Source organism: Bradyrhizobium sp. USDA 372 (assembly GCF_053629095.1).
On the sequence record NZ_JBRJHR010000001.1, the window covers coordinates 2,283,860 to 2,303,357 of the forward strand.

The following is a 19,498-nucleotide window of genomic DNA, read 5'->3' on the forward strand; positions in this document are numbered from 1 at the left end:
GACAACATCATTGCAACACTACGCTTCTCCCGAAGTGCAGACACGAAGCCTCAATCATGCTGAGCGTCATCATCCCGACCGAAGGCGTCGAGCAGACGGCGGTCGCAACCCTCGCCGCGCTGGTCCCCGGCGCGGCCGCCGGCGTGATCCGGGAAGTGCTTCTGGTCGACGGCACGCGCAACGGCGTCATCGAACGCGTTGCCGACGTCGCAGGTTGCCGTTTCATCGGTTTCGAGGGACATTCGCAAGGCGCTGCGCTCGCCGCCGGCGCGCTCCAGGCCCGGTCGCCATGGCTGATGTTCCTGCCTGCCGGTGCCGTGCTGGAAACCGGCTGGATCGAGGAGACCACCCAGTTCATCCAGGCCGTCGCCACCAGTGGCCGGGATCGTGCGGCGGTGTTCCGCTATGCGCGCTCGCCTTACGGAAATACCGCGTTGCGCGACGTCCTCTGGGCCGTGGCGCGAAAGCTCGTCGGTCCGCTGGGCGATCAGGGACTTTTGATTGCGCGTGATCATTACGACCGGATCGGCGGCTACCCGCCCCACGCCCGTCATTCCGAGGCGCGGCTGCTCCGGCGGCTCGGCCGGTCGTCCCGGACCATGCTGCGCAGCCGGATCGTCATGGTCGGCTGAAGCGCCGAGATACTTGCCAACGTCAAATAATTAATTGACAATGGCAAATATCGAGGTGATCCCATGCTATCGAAAGCTTCGCCGTCAAGCGCCGTGGCCGAACAGGTCACGGGCGACCATGTAGCGGCGGTCCGCGCCTTCAACCGCTTCTACACCCGCAAGCTCGGTGTGCTCGACCAGCACCTCGGCAAGAGCCCGTTCTCGCTCAGCGAGGCGCGGGTGCTCTACGAACTCGCCCATCGCGACGACCTTGCGGCAAAAGAGATCGGCAGCGAGCTCGGTCTCGATCCCGGCTATCTCAGCCGCATCGTCCAGAGCTTCGACGAAAAGGGGCTGATCACGCGAAAGCCCCTGCCCGCGGACCGCAGGCAATACCAGCTCAGCCTCACCGCCAAGGGCCGGCAGGCCTTCGCCAAGCTGAACCTGAGCTCGCAAAACGAGGTCGCCGCGATGCTGGCTCAGCTCTCGCCCGGCGATGCCACGCGGCTCACACAGGCCATGGCGACCATCGAGGCCGTGCTGGAGCAACGCCGAAGCCAGCCCGCGTCCTTCATGCTGCGCAGCCATCGCGTCGGCGACATAGGCTGGGTCGTCTCCCGCCAGGCTGCCGCCTACGCCGCGGACTACAACTGGGACATCAGCTACGAGGCGCTGGTCGCCGAGATCTGCGCGCAGTTCATCAGGAATTACGACGCCGCGCACGAGCACTGCTGGATGGCGGAGGTCGGCGGCGAGCCGGTCGGCTCGGTGTTCCTGGTCAAGGCCACGGACGAGATCGCCAAGCTCCGCCTGTTGCAGGTGGAGAAGAAAGCACGGGGCCTCGGTGTCGGCCGCGCACTGGTCGAGCAATGCATCCAGGGCGCCCGCGAGCGCGGCTACAGCAAGATGACGCTGTGGACGCAGAGCATCCTCGTTGCCGCACGCGGGATCTACAAGAGTACGGGATTCAAGCTGGTCGCGACCGAGCCGCATCGCAGCTTTGGTGCCGACCTGGTCGGAGAGACGTGGGAGCTGGATCTCTGATCTCGGTGCGGGCGCGATGCGCATTGCTGCGCCCTCTCCCCTTGCGGGAGAGGGCATCTCCGGTGGCGGACACACACTCGCTTGGGTGAGGGGTAAGTCTCCGCGAGCATCAGTGCAAGCGGATAGATACCCCTCATCCGGCGCTTCGCGCCACCTTCTCCCGCAAGGGGAGAAGGGAAGAACGCATCATCGTCCGCAATCACACCGTCGCGCCCTGCGCCTTCGGCCTGCGCAGATGCTCGTCCAGCCGCGGCATGATCTCGACGAAGTTGCAGGGGCGTGTGCGGTAGTCGAGCTGGGCCGCCAGGATGCCGTCCCAGCCGTCGCGGCAGGCGCCGGGCGAGCCGGGCAGGCAGAAGATGTAGGTCGCGCCGGCGACGCCCGCCGTGGCGCGGCTCTGGATCGTCGATGTCCCGATCTTGGCGTGGCTCAGCAGATGGAAGGCGATGGAGAAGCCGTCCATGCGCTTCTCGAACAGCGGCTCGATCGCCTCCGGCGTGACGTCGCGTCCGGTAAAGCCGGTGCCGCCGGTGGTGATGACGACGTCGACGCCGCTATCGGCAATCCAGCGGCGGATCACGGCGCGGATCGCCTCGACATCGTCGGTAACGATCTCGCGCGCGGCGAGATGATGGCCCGCGGCGGTGAGACGGTCGGCGAGGGTCTGGCCGGACTTGTCATCCGCCAGCGCGCGCGTGTCGGACACCGTGAGCACCGCGATGTTGAGCGGGATGAATTGTTTGGATTCGTCGATGGAGGCCATTTGCGCTTCTCTCGTGTCCCGGACGCGATGCAGCGCGTCAGCGGTGCGTCGCAGAGCCGGGACCCATTTCGGAGGCTTGGGAGACCGGCAATGTGGGCCCCGGCTCTGCAGCGCATCACTTCGTGCTGCGCAGCGTCCGGGGCAAGTCCTCGCCTACAACCCTCCGGCGCCGAACGTGTTGCAGGCCTGGACCGTGCCCTGCTGGTAGCCGGTCATGAACCATTGCTTGCGTTGCGCCGCCGAGCCGTGGGTGAAGGAGTCGGGCACGACGCGGCCGGTGGCCTGGCGCTGCAGCGTGTCGTCGCCGATCGCGCTCGCCGTGCTTAGCGCGGCCTCGATGTCGCCGGGCTCGAGGAAGTTCGGACGCTTCTTCGCCTCGCGGTTGACCCAGACGCCGGACAGGCAGTCGGCCTGCAACTCGACCTTGACCTGGAGCGCATTGGCCTCGGCCTTCGAGCCGACCTGCTGCTGCAGCCGCGTCACGCGCGGAATGATGCCGAGCAGGTTCTGGATGTGATGGCCGGCTTCATGCGCGATGATGTAGGCCGTGGTGAAATTGCACGCCGACTTGCCGGAGCAGCCGCGGAAGCGCGTCTCGACCTCGCGGAAGAAGCCGGTGTCGAGGAAGATGGTCCGGTCGGGCGGACAATAGAACGGCCCCATCGCCGACTGCGCCATGCCGCAGCGCCCGCCATTGGTGGCGTTGCGGAACAGCACGATCTTCGGACCGGTATAGGTCTGGCCGCTGGCCTGGAAGATCTCGGTCCAGCGATCGTCGATCTCGCCGAGGATGCCGGAGATCATGCTGCCCATCTCGTCGGTCGGCGCGCCGCGCTTGCCGGAGGAGGCCTGGCGATCGGTCTGGTAGCTCGGCGCATGGCCGCCGCCGGTGAGGATCTCGGCGCCGCCGATCAGGATGCGGGGATCGATGCCGAAGGCGTAGCCGACCAGGCCGAGGATGATGATGGTGCCGATGCCGAGCCCGCCGCCGCCCATCGGCAGGCCGAACCCGCCTCCCCCGCCGCCAAAGCCGCCACCTTCGTCGCGACGATCCTCGATGTCGTCGCTGCGGCGGAAGTCATCGTAGCGCATGGCGGCCTTTCCTCTGGGGTCCCTGATTTAAGTTTCGACGGCGCACGGAAACGCGAAAGCTCAACGCGCCACATACGTAAAATTTCCGTTGCTTTTATCAATATCGTGGCCGGCAAAAATTGCCTAGTGCGACAGCCTGTCGACGCCAGCAAATTTTTCCGAGGGCCGAGCAGTTTTTTCCGAGAGAAATTTACGGCCTTTTTGCCGCCACGATCGGTCCCGCGAGCCGCGCGAGCGCGAAATACACTGTAAAACAAGGCGAACGCGCACGACAACTCATGCACGAAGGATGATGCGAGGACTGCTCACGAAAGCAGCGGATTAAGTCGATTTTTACTTTGCCCCTTCAATGTAACGGCCAGTCGGTTGTTTGGTCCCGCGTCGCCGACAGCGTCGCCTGAGTCAGAGTTCTTGAGTCATGGTAGAGTCGCGTCGCGGGGCGTCTGCAAGGGCGCCCCGCACAAATTTTGAGTCCCCTTCGCATCGCATCATCCTCGGCGATTGCGTCGCCGAGATGTCGAAGCTCCAGGCAGCCAGTGTCGATCTGGTGTTCGCCGACCCGCCCTACAATCTGCAGCTCAAGGGCGATCTCAAGCGCCCCGACGAATCCCATGTCGATGCCGTCAACGACGACTGGGACAAGTTCGATTCATTCTCCGCCTATGACGACTTCACCCGCGCCTGGCTGCTCGCCGCACGCCGCGCCATGAAGCCGTCGGCAACGATCTGGGTGATCGGTTCCTATCACAACATCTTCCGCGTCGGCGCCATCATGCAGGACCTCGGCTTCTGGCTGCTGAACGACATCGTCTGGCGCAAGACCAACCCGATGCCGAATTTCCGCGGCCGCCGCTTCACCAACGCGCACGAGACCATGATCTGGGCCGCGCGTGACGAAAAAGCCAAGGGCTACACGTTCAACTACGAGGCGCTGAAGGCCGCCAACGAGGACGTGCAGGCGCGGTCCGACTGGCTGATCCCGCTCTGCACCGGCGACGAGCGCCTCAAGGGCGCCGACGGCAAGAAAGTGCATCCGACGCAGAAGCCGGAAGGCCTGCTGGCGCGCGTGCTGCTGTCCTCGTCCAAGCCCGGCGATCTCGTGATCGATCCCTTCAACGGCACCGGCACCACCGGCGCGGTCGCCAAGCGCCTCGGCCGCTCCTATATCGGCTTCGAGCGCGACAAGACCTACGCCAAGGCCGCCGAGGCGCGGATCGCCAAGGTCGAGCCGCTGCCGGAAGAGAGCCTTGCCCCATTCATGACCGCGCGCGAGGCACCGCGCGTTGCGTTCTCCGAGCTGATCGAGCGCGGCATGATCATGCCCGGCACCAAGCTGTTCGACGCCAAGAAGAAGCTAGGGGCGCTGGTGCGCGCCGACGGCGCCATCATGCTCGGCGACAAGGTCGGCTCGATCCACCGCATCGGCGCGGTGGCGCAAGGCGCGCAGGCCTGCAACGGCTGGACCTTCTGGCACGTCGAGACCAAGAAGGGCCTCAAGCTGATCGACGAGCTCCGCGCCGAGATCCGCGCCGGCATGGCGGCGGAGTAGTTTTCCGCCGTCGCGCGCCCGGAATGACGGAGTGTTGATCGAGGACGTGCTCATTCGGGACTAGGATCACCCTGTCCAAACGTTCTGACGGGCCGGCTCGCCATGCGACGACAGTCCGAGACATTGCTGCTGGTGCCGCTGCTGCCGATCTTCCTGATCGGCATGTTTCCCATGTTCCTGATCGCGCTTCTCGGGTTTTTCGGCCTGGCGCTGTTCGGCGTGCTCGTGATCTGCGTCGGGCTCGCCAGCAGCAACGAGGCCCACGATACTTTCAACCAAGACGTCATCGTTCACGGCTATTCGCGCGGTTCGGAGCGCGCGGCGCGGGCCTCCGACATGCATCTCGCCGCCCGGCTCGGCCTGCGGCTGGAGGCCGTGGGCGCGGCCATGGTCATCGCGGCGGCAATCGGCCTCTGTTACGCCGCCTGATCTGCGTACCGCGCAGACACCGCCCGGCAAACTCGCCGGTTGCTCTCTCCGACGAGGTTCAGGCAAACAGGCTCGCCCAACGACGCCGCGTCCGCGCGCGGCCATAGACACCGGGGAGATGCTTGATGCTAAAGTTCTATTTCAATGGATCACCGAACCCGACCAAGGTCGCGCTCTATCTCGAAGAATCCGGCCTGCCTTTCGAGCCGGTGAAGATCGACACCCGCAAGGGCGAGCAGTTCACGCCGGAATTCCTCAAGATCAATCCGAACGGCAAGGTGCCGGCGATCGACGATGGCGGCACCATCGTGTTCGACTCGAACGCCATCCTGCTCTATCTCGCCGAGAAGACCGGCCAATTCCTCCCCTCCAACCGCGCCGAATTGCTGTCGTGGCTGATGTTCGTCGCGAGCGGCGTCGGGCCCTTTTCCGGTCAGGCCGTGCACTTCAAGCATTTCGCACCGAAGGACCAGAACCACGACTACGCCCACAACCGCTACCAGTACGAGACCGACCGCCACTACAAGGTTCTCGACAGCCGCCTCGAAGGCCGCCGCTACATGGTCGGCGACAGCTATTCGATCGTCGACATGGCGCTGTGGGGCTGGGCGCGGATGGTGCCGTTCAAGCTCGGCGACGACGCCTTTGCGCGATACCCGAACGTGAAGCGGCTGTTCGACGAGATCTCGGCGCGCCCGGCGGCGGCGCGCGCCATCGCCCTGAAGGACAAGTTCACCTTCAAGACCGAGATGGACGACGAAGCGCGCGCCAACATGTTCAGGCACATGACGACCAAGGTGGCCTGATCGCGCCGCGCCGCTCTCGAGGCCACGCGCATGCGCGTGGCCTTTTGCGTTCGAGACGTCAGGCGGCGTGGACCGAGCTCAGGAACTTGGCGCGTTCCTGCTTCAGCCGGTTGCTGTCGGCCGAGAGTGAACGCGCCGCCGACAGCACCTGCGAGGAGGCCGAGCCGGTCTCGGAGGCGCCGCGCTGCACGTCGCCGATATTGGACGAGACGAGCTGCGTGCCCTGGGCCGCCTGCTGGACGTTGCGGGAGATCTCCTGCGTCGCCGCGCCCTGCTGCTCCACGGCCGCGGCGACCGTCGACGAGATCTCCGACAGCCGCTCGATGGTGCCGCTGATCTCCCTGATCGAGCCGACCGACTCCTCGGTCGCGGCCTGGATGCCGGAGACCTGCTGGGCGATCTCGCCGGTGGCCTTGGCCGTCTGCTCGGCGAGCGCCTTGACCTCGGTCGCGACCACCGCAAAGCCGCGACCTGCTTCGCCCGCACGCGCCGCCTCGATCGTGGCGTTCAGTGCCAAGAGGTTGGTCTGGCCGGCGATGGTGCTGATCAGCTCGACGACGTCACCGATCCGCGCGGCGGCCTTGGAGAGGGCGCTGACGCGCTCGTTGGTCCGGCTCGCCTGACCGACAGCCTCGGTGGCGATGCGGGCGGATTCCTGCACCTGGCGGGCGATCTCGGAGACCGAGGAGGAAAGCTCCTCGGTTGCCGAGGCGACCGCCTGCACATTGGCCGAGGCCTCCTGCGAGGCGCTGGCGACCTCCGTCGAGAGGTCCTGGGCCCGCGCGGCGGTCGTGGTCAACGTGCCCGCGGAGGCTTCGAGCTCGCTCGATGCCGACGACACCGTGTTGACGATCTCGCCGACCGCCTGCTCGAACTGATCGGCGAGCCTGGCCATGTCTTCCTTGCGGCTCTCGGCCTGCCGCGCCTCGAGCGCAGCCTGCTCGGCGCGCATGCGCTCGGTCTCGATCATGTTGTCCTTGAACACCTGGATCGCCTTGGCCATGTCGCCGATCTCGTCGGCCCTGCCGCGCCCGGGAATCTCGACCTCGAGATTGCCGCCGGCAAGCCGCCCCATCGCCTGCGTCATCGAGGTCAGCGGACCGACGATGCTGCGTGCGATCAGGACGGCGACGATGCCGCCGAACAGGATGGCGAGGATGCCTGCGATCTCCTGAACGGTCGTCGTTCCCGCAAGCACGGCTTCGGCGTTGTTCCGCGAGTCCTGATAGTCCTTCTTCAAGGTCGTTTCCGCGGTCTTGAGCTTGCCGATGCTGTCGACGATGAGGGGCGCGAGGTTCTTGTGGTAGATCTCGTCGGCCTGAAGCATCGCCGCCGACGTCGCCTCGAACGCCGACTTGTAGAGGGTGAGCGAAGTCTTCACCGGCGCGAGCGCAGCTCGCAGCTCCGCCGCCTGCGGGCTCTTTTCGAGCGCCGCGAGCCGTTGCGCGGCCCTGTCGACGCTCGCCCTGAAGGTCGCGGGTCCCTGGGTATCGCGCAGCGCCAGAAAACGCCAGTTTGCGATCCGCACGAGCAGGATGCGGGATTCGAGATCGGCGACGAGGGAAGCGGTATCTTCATCGACGGCGGCGCGCGCCACGTCGACGAGCTTGCCCGTCTTGGTGGCCAGCTCCTCGCCGCTCGGCAGCAGCGTCGCCTTGCCCGTTCTCGTCTCGTTGACGGCGTCGCCGAGATTGTCACGCAGGCGTCGCATTTTGGCGATGTCGTCGATCAGGCCGTTGTAGAGCGCGCGCCGCTCCTCGGACAGCGTCCCCTGCGCGCCGACCCGCAGCAGCTCGGTCGCGGCGGTTTCCCGCTCCTGCGCCTCCTTCATTGCGGATTCGTTGGCGTCGTAGACGTAGCGCAAATTGGCGCGCTGAATCGCCTGCAGATGGGCCGATATTTCCAGCACCCGCGCCGTGCTGTCCGAGAGGGCGGATTGTCTTGCGACCTGATCCTGCACGTCCCGCAAATTCCAGACGGCAACCACCGCCATCACGAGACCGACCGCCACCAGGGCCATGAAGCCTGCGTACAGGCGTCCCCTGATCCGCAAACGAAATTTCGGCATTCCCACTGTCCACCCAGATGCATGTGAATTCGAGGGACCGAACAACTCCGGCGATCGTCACGGCCACTCCGGCAGCCGCACGCCGCGCCCTGGCGGCCTACGCTGCACCGCGACACAATGGGGGACACTTCTTAATTGAACCTTCAAATTCCTCGCGCGCGCGGTCTCGGCCCGCAGCAAATCTGCTGATTTTGTCGGCAGCTATGCAAAGCCGCATGCGAATGCGCCGGGCCATGCAGACCGATGCATGCCGTTCGTCAGGGATGCTTCCGGACCATCGGCGTCGACGCCGGTGGTCGGAGGCTGCATCCTGTTATTGCTCTATGTCCATCGGAGAGGCTTCTTCAGCTCGTACGCAATCTCCGACCGCGTCATTCCGAAGTCCAGAAGCTCCCGCTCGCTCATGGCGGCGAGCTGGCGATGAATCCGCGCGTGCTCTCGCCGGAGCCGCATGAACTCCGCCAGCTTGCGCCAGACCGATGCGACCCTCGCAGGCCGAAACGAAAGGCGCCAGCCGGCAGACCAGATCGTGCTCAAGCCAGTCAGCTCGCCGCCCTCGCGGGAGCTTGCGGAAACGGGCCGAGCGCCTTCTCGGTCAGGACCGAGTCGCAGTACTCGCGGATCTCCTTGATCTTGCCGTCCTCCAGGCGAAACACCAGGCAATAGTCGTTGTCGTAGCGTGCGCCCTCGGGCGTGACGTTGTCGCCCTTGGCTTCCACCACGACGATGTCGCCATCGGCGATGAAGCGATGCGCGACCGTGCGCGTGCGGTCGCGCAGGCGCGTGCGGACATAGCCGTGCAGATCTTTGAGGATCGCCTCCTTGCCGGCAAAGGTGCGCGACCAGGAATATTGCCCGGTCACGACCCATTTGGCGTCGTCGGCGAGACTTGCGGTGAACAGGGCGCGGTCGCGCGCGGCGGGATCGGGATTGGCGGCCGCGGCAAAGATATCCTGCAGCAGTTTCTTGTTGGCGCTCGCGTTCATGGCGGCATTCTCCTCGTGGTGACAACGCGGAGATCATCGCCGGGCCGACGGCATTCTTCAAATCGATATGAAATATGATATCTATTCACCTCATGAATTTGCATTCGCTCGACCTCAACCTGTTGACCGCGCTCGACGCATTGCTGCGCGAGGCCAATGTCAGCCGCGCGGCCATGAGGATCGGCCTGTCCCAGCCGGCGACGAGCCACGCGTTGCAGCGCCTGCGCGACATCTTCGGTGATCCGCTGCTGGTGCGCACGGGCGCACGAATGGAGCTGACGCCCCGGGCCCAGGCCCTGCGCGCACCGCTGGCGCAGGCGCTCGACCAGGTGCGCGGGCTGTTCGTGCCTGATGACTTCGATGCCGCGCACAGCGAGCGGCAATTCCGTCTGATGATGCCGGATCTTGCGGTCGAGCTGTTGATGCCGCCGTTGATGGCGAAAGTCACGCGCCTTGCCCCCAACGTCCGCATCGACGTGGTGCCGTGGCGGGGACCGGCGATCTTCCACGCCGAGTTCGCCCGCACCATCGACCTCGTGATCTCGATCGGCAATGCCTTCAAGGGCTTTCACCGGCAATTGCTCTATACCGACAGCGATGCGCTTGCGGTCCGGCGCGGCCACCCCATGGCCGCGAAGCTGAAGCGGCGCGAGACCTTCCTCGCCGCGCGCCATGTCGGCGTCATCATCCGCGGCCAGCAGGAGGACCTGATCGACACTTGGCTGCGAGCCAAGGGCATCGAGCGGCACGTTTCGCTGGTGGTGTCAGGCTATCTCGAAGCGCTGCACGTCGCCGCGCGCACCGATCTCGTCGCCTTCGTGCCGCGCCGGCTGATCGCCGCGCTGTCGCAGCAGCTCGGCGTCGTCGCGGTGACGCCGCCGCTCGATCCTGGGATCGACGAGCAGTTCATGTTCCATCCGACGCGCGCGCAGATGGATCCCGGCTCGATCTGGCTGCGGCGGCTGATGCTGGAGACCGGGCGGGAGTTGGAGCAAGCCAGGCGGAAGCTCCCGTAGGGTGGGCAAAGCGGAGCGTGCCCACACTTCTGTTGCAATCTTGGGAAGATGGTGGGCACGGCGCTCTGCGCCTTTGCCCACCCTACAAGAGCTACGACAGCCGCGCGGCCTTACGCCTTCTGCGCCGCCATCACCTTGCTCACCGCGGGGCGGTCGGACATGCGCTTGAAGTGATCGGCGATCCTCGGCGTCGCATTGATGTCGACGCTGTCGCCTTCGAGCCAGGTCGAGAGCGTGTAGAGATAGGGATCGCAGATCGAGTACTGATCGCCCATCACCCACGGTCCCCTGAACATCTTCTGCTCGATCAGCTTGAAGCAGGCGGCCATGGTCTTCGGCACCATCGCCTTCATGTCGGCGAACGAGCTCTCCTCCGTCGCCCAGCGCGCGCCGCGCATCTTGTGGGCGTGGTTGATGTGAACGGTCGAGCAGAGATAGGAGTTGAACGACTGCACCTGCGCGAAGTCGAAGGGATCGTCGAGCGGCGCGAGCTTCGCCTTGGGGAAGGTTTGCGCGAGATAGGCCAGCATCGCCGGCGTCTCGGTCAGCACGCCGCGGTCGGTGACCAGCGCCGGCACCCGGCCCTTCGGGTTGATCGCGAGATAGTCCGGGCTGTTCTGCTGGTTGTCCTTGAAGCTCAGCCGTTCGGCGGTGTAGTCGGCGCCGGCCTCTTCCAGGGTGATGTAGGTGGCGAGCGCGCAGGTGCCGGTGGCGTAGTAGAGCTTGAGCATGTCGGACCTCATGGGGAAAACCGGAGGTTAACGGTCCACCGCCGCGCCGTCCATAGGCGGCCTGTTCGCAGTTGCCCACGGCCGCCCGGCTGTGCGAAGACGCCGTCAATCGGAGGGGGATTTGTCATGACCGTACTCATCGCCGGTGGCGGCATCGGCGGGCTCACGCTTGCGCTCAGCCTGCATCAAATCGGCGTTCCCGTGAAAGTGTTCGAGAGCGTCGCGGAACTGAAGCCGCTCGGCGTCGGCATCAATGTGCTGCCGCATGCGGTGCGCGAGCTGATCGAGCTCGGCCTGCTGGACAAGCTGGACGCCAGCGGCGTGCGGACGCGCGAGCTCGCCTATTTCTCCAAGCACGGCAAGCCGATCTGGAGCGAGCCGCGCGGCCTCGAGGCCGGTTACAAATGGCCGCAATTCTCGATTCATCGCGGCACGCTCCAGCAGATCCTGCTCGACACCGCAGTCGAGCGGCTCGGCCGCGACAACATCCTCACCAGCCATCATCTGACCGGCTGGACCGAGACGGCGGGCGGCGTGCGCGCCGACTTCGTCGACAGGGCGACCGGCAAGGCCGCCGGCACTTACGAAGGCGCGATCCTGATCGCCGCCGATGGCATCCATTCCGCCGCGCGCGAAAAGCTCTATCCGAACGAAGGCCCGCCGATCTGGAACGGCCGCATCCTCTGGCGCGGCGTCACGCCGGCAAAGGCCTTCCTGACGGGCCGCACCATGATCATGGCCGGCCACGAGATCCTGAAATTCGTCTGCTATCCGATCTCGAAAGAACCGGATGCGGCGGGCAACCACCTCATCAACTGGGTGGCCGAGCGGCACATGCCGCCGACCTATCAGTGGCGGCGCGAGGACTACAACCGCACCGCGCGGCTGGAAGAGTTCCTGCCCTGGTTCGAAAGCTGGACGTTCGACTGGCTCGACGTGCCCGCCCTGATCAGGAACTGCCCGCACGCCTATGAATATCCGCTGGTGGACCGCGATCCGGTGTCGCAATGGACCTTCGGCAAGGTCACGCTGATGGGCGATGCCGCGCATCCAATGTATCCGATCGGCTCGAACGGCGCCTCGCAAGCGATCCTCGACGCGCGCGTCATCACCCGCGAGATCCTGGCGCACGGCCCGACGCAGGCGGCACTGCTCGCCTATGAAGCCGAGCGGCGTCCCGCGACGACTGACCTCGTCCTGCTCAACCGCAAGAACGGCCCCGAGCAGGTGATGCAGCTGGTCGAGGAGCGCGCGCCTGATGGCTACAACGTGGTCACCGACGTCTTGTCGCAGCAGGAGCTGGAAGACATCGCCGCCAACTACAAGCGCGTCGCAGGCTTCCAGGTTGAGGCGCTGAATGCGAAGCCGCCGATCGTGAGCAAGGACGCACGCCTGAAGGCATGATACTCCAAAGAGCGAGATGCACGTTGATGCGCCCTCTCCCCTTGCGGGAGAGGGCCGCGGCGCTGGTCAACGCAGACTCACTCGGGTGAGGGGTTGTTTCCGCGAGTCCAACTCGCATTTGAATTCGCTGAGAGATACCCCTCATCCGGCGCTTCGCGCCACCTTCTCCCGCAAGGGGAGAAGGGAAGAGGCTCCCGCGGAGAATCTATTTACCGACCACCCTCGCCGCCTCCAGCAGGCGCTCGCTGGCGCTGGCCGTCGCCAGCACGGTGCCGTCCTCTGCCATCAGCCTGGCTTCGACGAAGGCGATGGTCTTGCCGAGCTGCGTCACCCTGGCTTCGCCGATGATCGGGCCGGGCTTTGCGGGGCTGAGAAAATTCACGGTCATGCTGATCGTGGTGGTGTAGAGCCGGCCCTCGCTCATCACCAGCACCGCCGGACCCATGGTGTCGTCGAGCATGGCCGAGAGCATGCCACCCTGGATGAAACCCGCCGGGTTGCAGAATTCCGGCTTGCCTTCGAAACCGAGCTTGATCCAGCCCTCCTGCGGGCGGGCATCGAGCAGGCGCCAGCCGAGCAGCTCGGCGCAGGGCGGCCTACGGAAGTTATCGAGCGCGGTCTTGACCATGCGATATCTCCTTTGCTCCCTGTTAGCGCAAGGCTGCTGACAGCCTGCTGTCAGCAGGATGGATCCTAGAGACCCAAACCATGCGCGATGACCTTGCGCATGACGTTCGGCAGCGCTTCGCCGGCCAGGGTTGCGATCGGCACCCAACGCATGCCCTCGGGAGCGCGGGTGCCGGCTTCCACCTTCGCGGTATAGACCACCAACTCCAGCGGAAAATGCGTGAAGACGTGGGTGACGACGCCCACCTTGCGCTGCCAGCGTGACAATCCCTTCAGCTCCGGCGCCTGCTGCTTCGCCGCTGCATCGTCCTGGCCGGCGAGCCAGTCCGAGCCCGGCACCTCCGTCATGCCGCCGAGCAGGCCCTTTTCCGGCCGCGAGCGGACGAGCAGCTCGTCGCCGCCCGTGACCACGAAAGCGGCGCCGCGCCTGAGCGTCCCGCTCTTCTTCGGCGCCTTGCGTGGGAACGTCTCCTGGGTGCCTTGCGCGCGCGCCGTGCAGTCCTCGTTCAACGGACACAGGGAGCAGGCCGGCTTCTTCGGCGTGCAGATCGAGGCGCCGAGATCCATCAGCGCCTGCGCACTGTCGCCGGCGCGAGAATCCGCCAGCAGCGTCGCGGCAAGTTGCTGGATGAGCGGCTTGGCTTGCGGCAGCTCCTCCTCGACGGCGAACAGCCGCGACACCACGCGCTCGATATTGCCGTCGACCGGCATGGTGCGGCGGTCGAACGCGATCGCCGCGATTGCCGCCGCCGTATAGGGCCCGATCCCCGGCAGCGCGCGCAGCCCCTCCTCGGTATCCGGAAACACGCCGCCATGCTCGCGCGTCACCGCGACCGCGCAGGCATGGAGGTTGCGTGCGCGCGAATAATAGCCGAGCCCCGCCCACATCCGCAGCACGTCGTCCTGCGAGGCGCGTCCCAGCGCGGTGACGTCTGGCCAGCGCGCGACGAACTTTTCGAAATAGGGGCCGACCGCCTTCACCGTGGTCTGCTGGAGCATGATCTCGGACAGCCACACGCGGTAGGGATCGGACGCCTCGCCCGGCGCGGCGCGCCAGGGCAGACGGCGGCGGTGACGGTCGTACCATTGCAGGAGCGCGACCGGGCGCGATGAGGTCTCCGGCTGAGAAGGTTCCGACTTCGGCTTGCGTACGGATCTGGGGCTCATTCCTCACTGTAACGGCAATGCACTGGCCTCTCCACGTCATGCCCGCGCTGGTCGCGGGCATCCACGTCTTTCTTCGCAGCAAGAACGTGGATGGCCGGGACAAGCCAGGACAAGCCCGGCCATGACGGGCCTCGGGGGGTCTGTGGCCCGACGTCCAAAGTGCTATAAGGCCCCATGTCCAAGTCCGGTCCCATCTTCAAGCCCGGTCCCATCAGCGCCAAACCGCTCGGGATCCTGCTCGACGACGTCTTCGCCGAGGCCTATGCCAAGCAGGGCTTTGCGGCGCGCGAGCTGGTGACGCGGTGGGCGCAGATTGCAGGTCCCGAGATCGCGGCCCATGCCGAGCCGCTCAAGATGCAATGGCCGCGGCCGGTGGAGGGGCAGCCGCAGGAGCCGGCAACGCTGGTGCTGCGGGTCGAGGGGCCGATGGCGCTGGAAATCCAGCACTCGGCCGACGTGATCCTGGAGCGGGTCAACCGCTTCTTCGGCTGGAGCGCGGTCGGCAAGCTCGCCTTCCGCCAGGCGCCGCTGTCGCGGCCGCAGGCCCGGAAGCGGCCCGGCCCGCCGGACCCCAAGGCCGTCGCCAAGGTGGCGGAGACCCTGACCGACATCGATGATGAAGAACTGAAGACGGCGCTGGCGCGCCTCGGGGCCGCCATCAAGCGAAATTGAGCCTCATTCCGCGGCCAAACTGGACCTGTCCGCAGCGCCCGCCATTGCCTCAAACGACGTTTCAAGCTAGCGACAGGCCGTCCGAAGGGGAACCTCGGGCGAACCTTGCCAATCCCGGGAGCCGACCTTGATCATCACCCGCCGCGCCTTCACCACGATGCTGTCGCTGACCGGGCTTGCAGCGCTGACCGGGCTCTCGCCGCTGCGGTTCATCTCGGACGCGATGGCGCAGTCGGCCGCCGATGTGGCCAAGCCGGTGTCGCTGCCCGACATGGCGCTCGGCCCGAAGGACGCCGCCGTCACCATTACCGAATACGCCTCGATGACCTGCCCGCACTGCGCCGCCTTTAACGAGCAGGTGTTCCCGAAGATCAAGAAGGAATACATCGACACCGGCAAGGTGCGTTACATCTTCCGCGAGTTCCCGCTCGACATCAAAGCCGCCGCCGGCTCGATGCTGTCGCGCTGCATCGCCAAGGACGACGCGCCGAAATACTTCGCGGTCACCGACATGCTGTTTCGCCAGCAGAACGACTGGGTGATGAAGAACACCACCGAGACACTGACGCGGATCGGCAAGCAGGCCGGCCTCACCCAGCAGCAGGTCGAAGCCTGCCTGAAGGACCAGGCGCTGCTCGACAAGATCGCCGCCGACCAGAAATACGCCAGCGACGTGCTCAAGGTGGACTCGACGCCGACCTTCTTCATCAACGGCGAGAAGATCAAGGGCGAGGCCTCGTTCGAGGAGTTCGCCAAGAAGATCAACCCGCTTCTGAAGAGCTGATTCGCTCGTCAAGATCCTGATTCGCATCTCGAAAGCCGTATCTTTCCCGGCATAAATCCCTTGGGAAAAGCGGCTTTCGCCGGTTGCCCTCGCGGCGCACCGCGGCCATTGTCCAGCCGCATGAGGCGCCTCGCGCGACTCGCCCGGATAGCGACATTGCCTTCCATGGTATTGTCCCGGCAGGGGGATTCGCGCCTGCCAACAGAGATGCGTGCTTATGAAAATCACCCGCCTGCGACTTCACGGCTTCAAGTCCTTCGTTGAGCCCACGGACTTCGTCATCGAGCCCGGCCTGACCGGCGTGGTCGGCCCCAACGGCTGCGGCAAGTCCAATCTCGTCGAAGCGCTGCGCTGGGCGATGGGCGAGACCTCCTACAAGTCGCTGCGCGCCGCCGACATGGACGCGGTGATCTTCGCCGGCTCCGGCAACCGTCCGGCGCGCAACCACGCCGAAGTGACGATGACGATCGACAATGCCGATCGCACCGCGCCGGCGGCGATGAACGACAGCCAGATCCTGGAAATCTCCCGTCGCATCGAGCGCGAGGCCGGCTCGGTCTACCGCATCAACGGCCGCGACGTGCGCGCCCGCGACGTGCAGATCCTGTTTGCGGACGCCGCCACCGGCGCGCGCTCGCCCGCCCTCGTCCACCAGGGCAAGATCGGCGAGATCATCCAGGCCAAGCCCGAGCAGCGCCGCCGCGTGCTGGAAGACGCCGCGGGCGTCGCCGGCCTGCATGCCCGCCGCCACGAGGCCGAGCTGCGGCTGAAGGCCGCCGAAACCAACCTCACTCGCGTCGAGGACGTGATCGGCCAGCTCTCCGGCCAGATGGAAGGCCTGAAGAAGCAGGCCCGCCAGGCCGTGCGCTATCGCGAGGTCGCGGCCAAGGTCCGCAAGGCCGAGGCCACGCTGTTCCATCTGCGCTGGATCGGCGCCCATGCGGACGTCAACGAATCCGGCCAGACCCACGACCTCGCCGTGCGCGAGATGGCCGAGCGCACCCAGCACCAGGCCGAGGCCGCCCGCATCCAGGCGATCCGCGCCGCCGAAATGCCGGCGCTGCGCGAGGCCGAAGCGCGCGCCGCCGCCGGCCTGCAGCGCCTGACCAATGCCCGCGAGCAGCTCGACCGTGAGGAAGAGCGCGCCAAGGAGCGCGTCGCCGAGCTCGAGCGCCGCCTCGCCCAGTTCGAGGGCGACATCTCGCGCGCCCAGCAGCAGACCATGGATGCCGACGTCGCGCTGCAGCGGCTCGACGCGGAAGATGCGGAGCTGAAGGAAGAGATCAAGTCGCGCGTCGAGAAACGCTCCGGCGTCGACGAGCGCGTCGCCGAAGCCGAGGCGGTGCTGACCGAGACCGAGCAGCGCTTCGCCGAGCTCACCACCGCGCTCGCCGACCTCACTGCCAAGCGCAACCAGCTCGAAGCCAACGTCCGCACCCACCGCGACAAGCTCGCCCGGCTCGACCAGGAGATCGCCAACGTCACCGCGGAAGAGCAGAAGCTTGCCGCCGAGACCGGCGGCTTCGGCGATCTCGACGAGCTGACCGCGACGGTCGAGACCGCGGAGCAGACGCTGGCCGCGTCCGAAGCTGCGGCGCAGGCGAGCGAAGCTGCGCATGTGGCGGCACGCCAGACGCTGGAATCCTCACGCTCGCCGCTGGTCGAAGCGGACAAGCGCGTGCAGCGGCTCGAGACCGAGGCGCGCACGATCTCCAAGATCGTCAACGGCGAGACCAAGAATCTGTGGCCGCCGATCATCGACGGCATCACCGTCGACAAGGGCTTTGAAAAAGCGATCGGCGCTGCGCTCGGTGACGATCTCGATGCGCCGATCGATCCGTCGGCGCCGATGCGCTGGACCAATGTCGGACACACCGAGGGCGATCCGGAGCTGCCCGAAGGCGCCGTTCCGCTCTCCAACCATGTGCAGGCGCCGGCCGAGCTGGCGCGCCGCCTGGCGCAGATCGGCGTCGTGCCGCGCGAGCGCGGTGCCGAGCTGGTGTCGCAGCTCAAGACCGGCCAGCGGCTGGTCTCGCCCGAGGGCGACGTCTGGCGCTGGGACGGCTTCGTCGCCGCCGCGCATGCGCCGACCGGCGCGGCACGGCGCCTTGCCGAGCGCGCCCGCCTCGTCGACATCGAGAACGAGCTGGAGCAGGCCCGCATCGACGCGCAGATCAAACGCCAGGCGCTGGAGAACGCCGAGTCCGAGCTGCAGATGGCAGCCAGCACCGAAGGCGCCAGCCGCGAAGCCTGGCGTGCCGCGCAGCGCGAGCTGAACGTCGCGCGCGAGCGCCATGCCAATGCCGAACGCGAGATCAGCCGACATGCCGCGCGCAAGGCGACGCTGTCGGAAGCGCACAGCCGTCTCGCCGCCGACCGCGCCGAAGCCGAGGCCGCATACGAATATGCCGAGGCCGGCATCGGCGAGCTGCCGTCGAGCGAGGACACCGAGACCCAGCTCGCCGCGGTCCGCAGCGACATCGAAGGCCGCCGCCGCATGGCCGCCCAGGTCCGCGCCGAGGCGCAGGCGCTGGCACGCGAAGCCGAGCTCGCCGACCGCCGCGTGCAGGCGATCCTCGCCGAACGCACCGAGTGGCAGAACCGCAAGGAGAGCGCGGCCTCCCACATCGACACCATCCAGGCCCGTATCGCAGAGCTCACCATCGAGCGCAGCGAGCTCGAGAACGCCCCCGCCGTGTTCGCCGAGAAGCGCAGCGCGCTGATCACCGAGATCGAATACGCCGAGAACGACCGCCGCATGGCCGCCGACGCGCTCGCCACTGCGGAAACCGCAATGGCCGAGACCGACCGTGTCGCCAAGCTGACGCTCGAAGCCTTGTCGAGTGCCCGCGAGGCCACCGCCCGCGCCGAGGAGCGCATGGAAGGCGCCCGCCGCCGGCTGGAGGACATCGAGCGCGAGATCCGCGACATGCTCGAGGTCGAGCCGCAGGCCGTCGCCGGCCTTGCCGAGATCGAGCCCGGCGCCGAGCTGCCGCCGCTGCACGAGATCGAGGAAGACCTCGAAAAGATGCGCCGCGACCGCGAGCGGCTCGGTGCCGTCAACCTGCGCGCCGAGGAAGAGCTGCGCGAGGTCGAGACCCAGCACACCGGCCTCGTCACCGAGCGCGACGACCTGGTCGAAGCCATCAAGCGGCTGCGCCAGGGCATCCAGAGCCTCAACAAGGAAGCCCGCGAGCGGCTCTTGACCTCGTTCGACGTCGTCAACAACCACTTCAAGCGCCTGTTCGTCGAGCTGTTCGGCGGCGGCGAGGCCGCGCTGCACCTGATCGAGAGCGACGACCCACTGGAAGCCGGCCTCGAAATCATCGCCAAGCCGCCGGGCAAGAAGCCGCAGACGCTGTCGCTGCTGTCGGGCGGCGAGCAGGCGCTGACCGCGATGGCGCTGATCTTCGCGGTGTTCTTGACCAACCCTTCGCCGATCTGCGTGCTGGACGAAGTCGACGCGCCGCTCGACGACCACAACGTCGAACGCTACTGCAACCTGCTGCACGAGATGACCGGCTCGACCGACACCCGCTTCATCATCATCACGCACAACCCGATCACGATGGCGCGGATGAATCGCCTGTTCGGCGTCACCATGGCCGAGCGCGGCGTCTCGCAACTGGTGTCGGTGAGCCTCGCCGAGGCCGTGGACATTCTCGACCAGAACGTGGCGTGAGCTTACGCTCGCGCCACACCCATTGACGTCATCATCCGCCTTGTGCGCAAATTGCGCACTGGAGCGG

The 19,498-nt window shown here is 66.4% G+C and carries 18 protein-coding genes; 10 read left to right on the plus strand and 8 right to left on the minus strand.

Features of this window, described 5'->3' with window-relative positions; all coding sequences use genetic code 11:
- Positions 1–56: 56 nt before the first annotated feature.
- Together AB7M16_RS10980 and AB7M16_RS10985 are read left to right on the plus strand one after the other, a co-directional pair.
- The gene (locus AB7M16_RS10980) at positions 57–632 is read left to right on the plus strand and encodes a glycosyltransferase family protein (protein WP_172787523.1); all 576 of its coding nucleotides are present in this window, start codon (positions 57–59) and stop codon (positions 630–632) included.
- Between the two features lie 63 nt (positions 633–695).
- Positions 696–1,655, plus strand: coding sequence for a bifunctional helix-turn-helix transcriptional regulator/GNAT family N-acetyltransferase (locus AB7M16_RS10985; RefSeq protein WP_453943899.1), 960 nt, complete (start codon positions 696–698; stop codon positions 1,653–1,655).
- Positions 1,656–1,854: 199 nt separating this feature from the next.
- Here AB7M16_RS10985 and moaB read toward each other — a convergent pair whose 3' ends face one another.
- Both moaB and ypfJ read right to left on the minus strand, forming a co-directional pair.
- On the minus strand, positions 1,855–2,418 hold the full coding sequence (gene moaB, locus AB7M16_RS10990) for a molybdenum cofactor biosynthesis protein B (RefSeq protein WP_212259079.1): 564 nt from the start codon (positions 2,416–2,418) through the stop codon (positions 1,855–1,857).
- A 153-nt stretch (positions 2,419–2,571) separates the two neighbouring features.
- Positions 2,572–3,510, minus strand: a complete 939-nt coding sequence (gene ypfJ, locus AB7M16_RS10995; RefSeq protein WP_260380313.1) for a KPN_02809 family neutral zinc metallopeptidase — start codon at positions 3,508–3,510, stop codon at positions 2,572–2,574.
- Between the two features lie 418 nt (positions 3,511–3,928).
- Between ypfJ and AB7M16_RS11000 the strand changes: the two genes are divergently transcribed.
- From AB7M16_RS11000 to AB7M16_RS11010, 3 genes are all read left to right on the plus strand, one after another.
- Positions 3,929–5,059 carry a DNA methyltransferase gene (locus AB7M16_RS11000; protein ID WP_453943900.1) on the plus strand — a complete coding sequence of 377 codons (1,131 nt, stop codon included), beginning with the start codon at positions 3,929–3,931 and terminating at the stop codon, positions 5,057–5,059.
- A gap of 102 nt (positions 5,060–5,161) precedes the next feature.
- Complete coding sequence (locus AB7M16_RS11005) at positions 5,162–5,488, plus strand: hypothetical protein (RefSeq protein WP_260380315.1); 327 nt, start codon at positions 5,162–5,164, stop codon at positions 5,486–5,488.
- Positions 5,489–5,613: 125 nt separating this feature from the next.
- Positions 5,614–6,294 (plus strand): glutathione S-transferase family protein, encoded by a 681-nt coding sequence (locus tag AB7M16_RS11010; RefSeq protein WP_453943901.1) that lies wholly within the window; start codon positions 5,614–5,616, stop codon positions 6,292–6,294.
- Between the two features lie 58 nt (positions 6,295–6,352).
- Here AB7M16_RS11010 and AB7M16_RS11015 read toward each other — a convergent pair whose 3' ends face one another.
- The 3 genes from AB7M16_RS11015 to AB7M16_RS11025 all read right to left on the minus strand — a co-directional run bounded on the left by AB7M16_RS11015 (position 6,353) and on the right by AB7M16_RS11025 (position 9,348).
- Positions 6,353–8,362 (minus strand): HAMP domain-containing methyl-accepting chemotaxis protein, encoded by a 2,010-nt coding sequence (locus AB7M16_RS11015; RefSeq protein WP_453943902.1) that lies wholly within the window; start codon positions 8,360–8,362, stop codon positions 6,353–6,355.
- A 321-nt stretch (positions 8,363–8,683) separates the two neighbouring features.
- Complete coding sequence (locus AB7M16_RS11020) at positions 8,684–8,815, minus strand: DUF1127 domain-containing protein (protein WP_453947159.1); 132 nt, start codon at positions 8,813–8,815, stop codon at positions 8,684–8,686.
- Positions 8,816–8,904: 89 nt separating this feature from the next.
- Positions 8,905–9,348 (minus strand): nuclear transport factor 2 family protein, encoded by a 444-nt coding sequence (locus tag AB7M16_RS11025; protein WP_212259074.1) that lies wholly within the window; start codon positions 9,346–9,348, stop codon positions 8,905–8,907.
- A gap of 92 nt (positions 9,349–9,440) precedes the next feature.
- On the opposite strand from AB7M16_RS11025, the gene AB7M16_RS11030 reads away from it, so the two are divergent.
- Complete coding sequence (locus AB7M16_RS11030) at positions 9,441–10,364, plus strand: LysR family transcriptional regulator (protein WP_453943903.1); 924 nt, start codon at positions 9,441–9,443, stop codon at positions 10,362–10,364.
- 110 nt (positions 10,365–10,474) lie between these two features.
- Here AB7M16_RS11030 and AB7M16_RS11035 read toward each other — a convergent pair whose 3' ends face one another.
- Positions 10,475–11,095 carry a glutathione S-transferase family protein gene (locus AB7M16_RS11035; protein WP_453947160.1) on the minus strand — a complete coding sequence of 207 codons (621 nt, stop codon included), beginning with the start codon at positions 11,093–11,095 and terminating at the stop codon, positions 10,475–10,477.
- Between the two features lie 126 nt (positions 11,096–11,221).
- On the opposite strand from AB7M16_RS11035, the gene AB7M16_RS11040 reads away from it, so the two are divergent.
- On the plus strand, positions 11,222–12,499 hold the full coding sequence (locus AB7M16_RS11040) for a flavin-dependent oxidoreductase (RefSeq protein WP_453943904.1): 1,278 nt from the start codon (positions 11,222–11,224) through the stop codon (positions 12,497–12,499).
- A gap of 205 nt (positions 12,500–12,704) precedes the next feature.
- On the opposite strand, the gene AB7M16_RS11045 is transcribed toward AB7M16_RS11040, so the two are convergent.
- On the minus strand, positions 12,705–13,127 hold the full coding sequence (locus AB7M16_RS11045) for a PaaI family thioesterase (protein ID WP_453943905.1): 423 nt from the start codon (positions 13,125–13,127) through the stop codon (positions 12,705–12,707).
- A gap of 65 nt (positions 13,128–13,192) precedes the next feature.
- A complete protein-coding gene (mutY, locus tag AB7M16_RS11050) occupies positions 13,193–14,293 on the minus strand; it encodes an A/G-specific adenine glycosylase (protein ID WP_453943906.1) in 1,101 nt (366 codons plus the stop codon).
- A 174-nt stretch (positions 14,294–14,467) separates the two neighbouring features.
- On the opposite strand from mutY, the gene AB7M16_RS11055 reads away from it, so the two are divergent.
- The 3 genes from AB7M16_RS11055 to smc all read left to right on the plus strand — a co-directional run bounded on the left by AB7M16_RS11055 (position 14,468) and on the right by smc (position 19,431).
- The gene (locus AB7M16_RS11055; RefSeq protein ID WP_212259069.1) at positions 14,468–14,965 is read left to right on the plus strand and encodes a DUF721 domain-containing protein; all 498 of its coding nucleotides are present in this window, start codon (positions 14,468–14,470) and stop codon (positions 14,963–14,965) included.
- A gap of 127 nt (positions 14,966–15,092) precedes the next feature.
- Entirely contained in the window at positions 15,093–15,749 is a 657-nt protein-coding gene (locus tag AB7M16_RS11060; protein ID WP_453943907.1) for a DsbA family protein, read from the plus strand.
- A 217-nt stretch (positions 15,750–15,966) separates the two neighbouring features.
- The gene (smc, locus tag AB7M16_RS11065; protein ID WP_453943908.1) at positions 15,967–19,431 is read left to right on the plus strand and encodes a chromosome segregation protein SMC; all 3,465 of its coding nucleotides are present in this window, start codon (positions 15,967–15,969) and stop codon (positions 19,429–19,431) included.
- Positions 19,432–19,498 lie beyond the last annotated feature (67 nt).

Coding starts and splice junctions, on each gene's coding strand:
- AB7M16_RS10980 (WP_172787523.1), top strand. CDS start 57: ATGCTGAGCGTCATCATCCCGACCGAAGGCGTCGAGCAGACGGCGGTC.
- AB7M16_RS10985 (WP_453943899.1), top strand. CDS start 696: ATGCTATCGAAAGCTTCGCCGTCAAGCGCCGTGGCCGAACAGGTCACG.
- moaB (WP_212259079.1), bottom strand. CDS start 2,418: ATGGCCTCCATCGACGAATCCAAACAATTCATCCCGCTCAACATCGCG.
- ypfJ (WP_260380313.1), bottom strand. CDS start 3,510: ATGCGCTACGATGACTTCCGCCGCAGCGACGACATCGAGGATCGTCGC.
- AB7M16_RS11000 (WP_453943900.1), top strand. CDS start 3,929: ATGGTAGAGTCGCGTCGCGGGGCGTCTGCAAGGGCGCCCCGCACAAAT.
- AB7M16_RS11005 (WP_260380315.1), top strand. CDS start 5,162: ATGCGACGACAGTCCGAGACATTGCTGCTGGTGCCGCTGCTGCCGATC.
- AB7M16_RS11010 (WP_453943901.1), top strand. CDS start 5,614: ATGCTAAAGTTCTATTTCAATGGATCACCGAACCCGACCAAGGTCGCG.
- AB7M16_RS11015 (WP_453943902.1), bottom strand. CDS start 8,362: ATGCCGAAATTTCGTTTGCGGATCAGGGGACGCCTGTACGCAGGCTTC.
- AB7M16_RS11020 (WP_453947159.1), bottom strand. CDS start 8,815: ATGCGGCTCCGGCGAGAGCACGCGCGGATTCATCGCCAGCTCGCCGCC.
- AB7M16_RS11025 (WP_212259074.1), bottom strand. CDS start 9,348: ATGAACGCGAGCGCCAACAAGAAACTGCTGCAGGATATCTTTGCCGCG.
- AB7M16_RS11030 (WP_453943903.1), top strand. CDS start 9,441: ATGAATTTGCATTCGCTCGACCTCAACCTGTTGACCGCGCTCGACGCA.
- AB7M16_RS11035 (WP_453947160.1), bottom strand. CDS start 11,095: ATGCTCAAGCTCTACTACGCCACCGGCACCTGCGCGCTCGCCACCTAC.
- AB7M16_RS11040 (WP_453943904.1), top strand. CDS start 11,222: ATGACCGTACTCATCGCCGGTGGCGGCATCGGCGGGCTCACGCTTGCG.
- AB7M16_RS11045 (WP_453943905.1), bottom strand. CDS start 13,127: ATGGTCAAGACCGCGCTCGATAACTTCCGTAGGCCGCCCTGCGCCGAG.
- mutY (WP_453943906.1), bottom strand. CDS start 14,293: ATGAGCCCCAGATCCGTACGCAAGCCGAAGTCGGAACCTTCTCAGCCG.
- AB7M16_RS11055 (WP_212259069.1), top strand. CDS start 14,468: ATGTCCAAGTCCGGTCCCATCTTCAAGCCCGGTCCCATCAGCGCCAAA.
- smc (WP_453943908.1), top strand. CDS start 15,967: ATGAAAATCACCCGCCTGCGACTTCACGGCTTCAAGTCCTTCGTTGAG.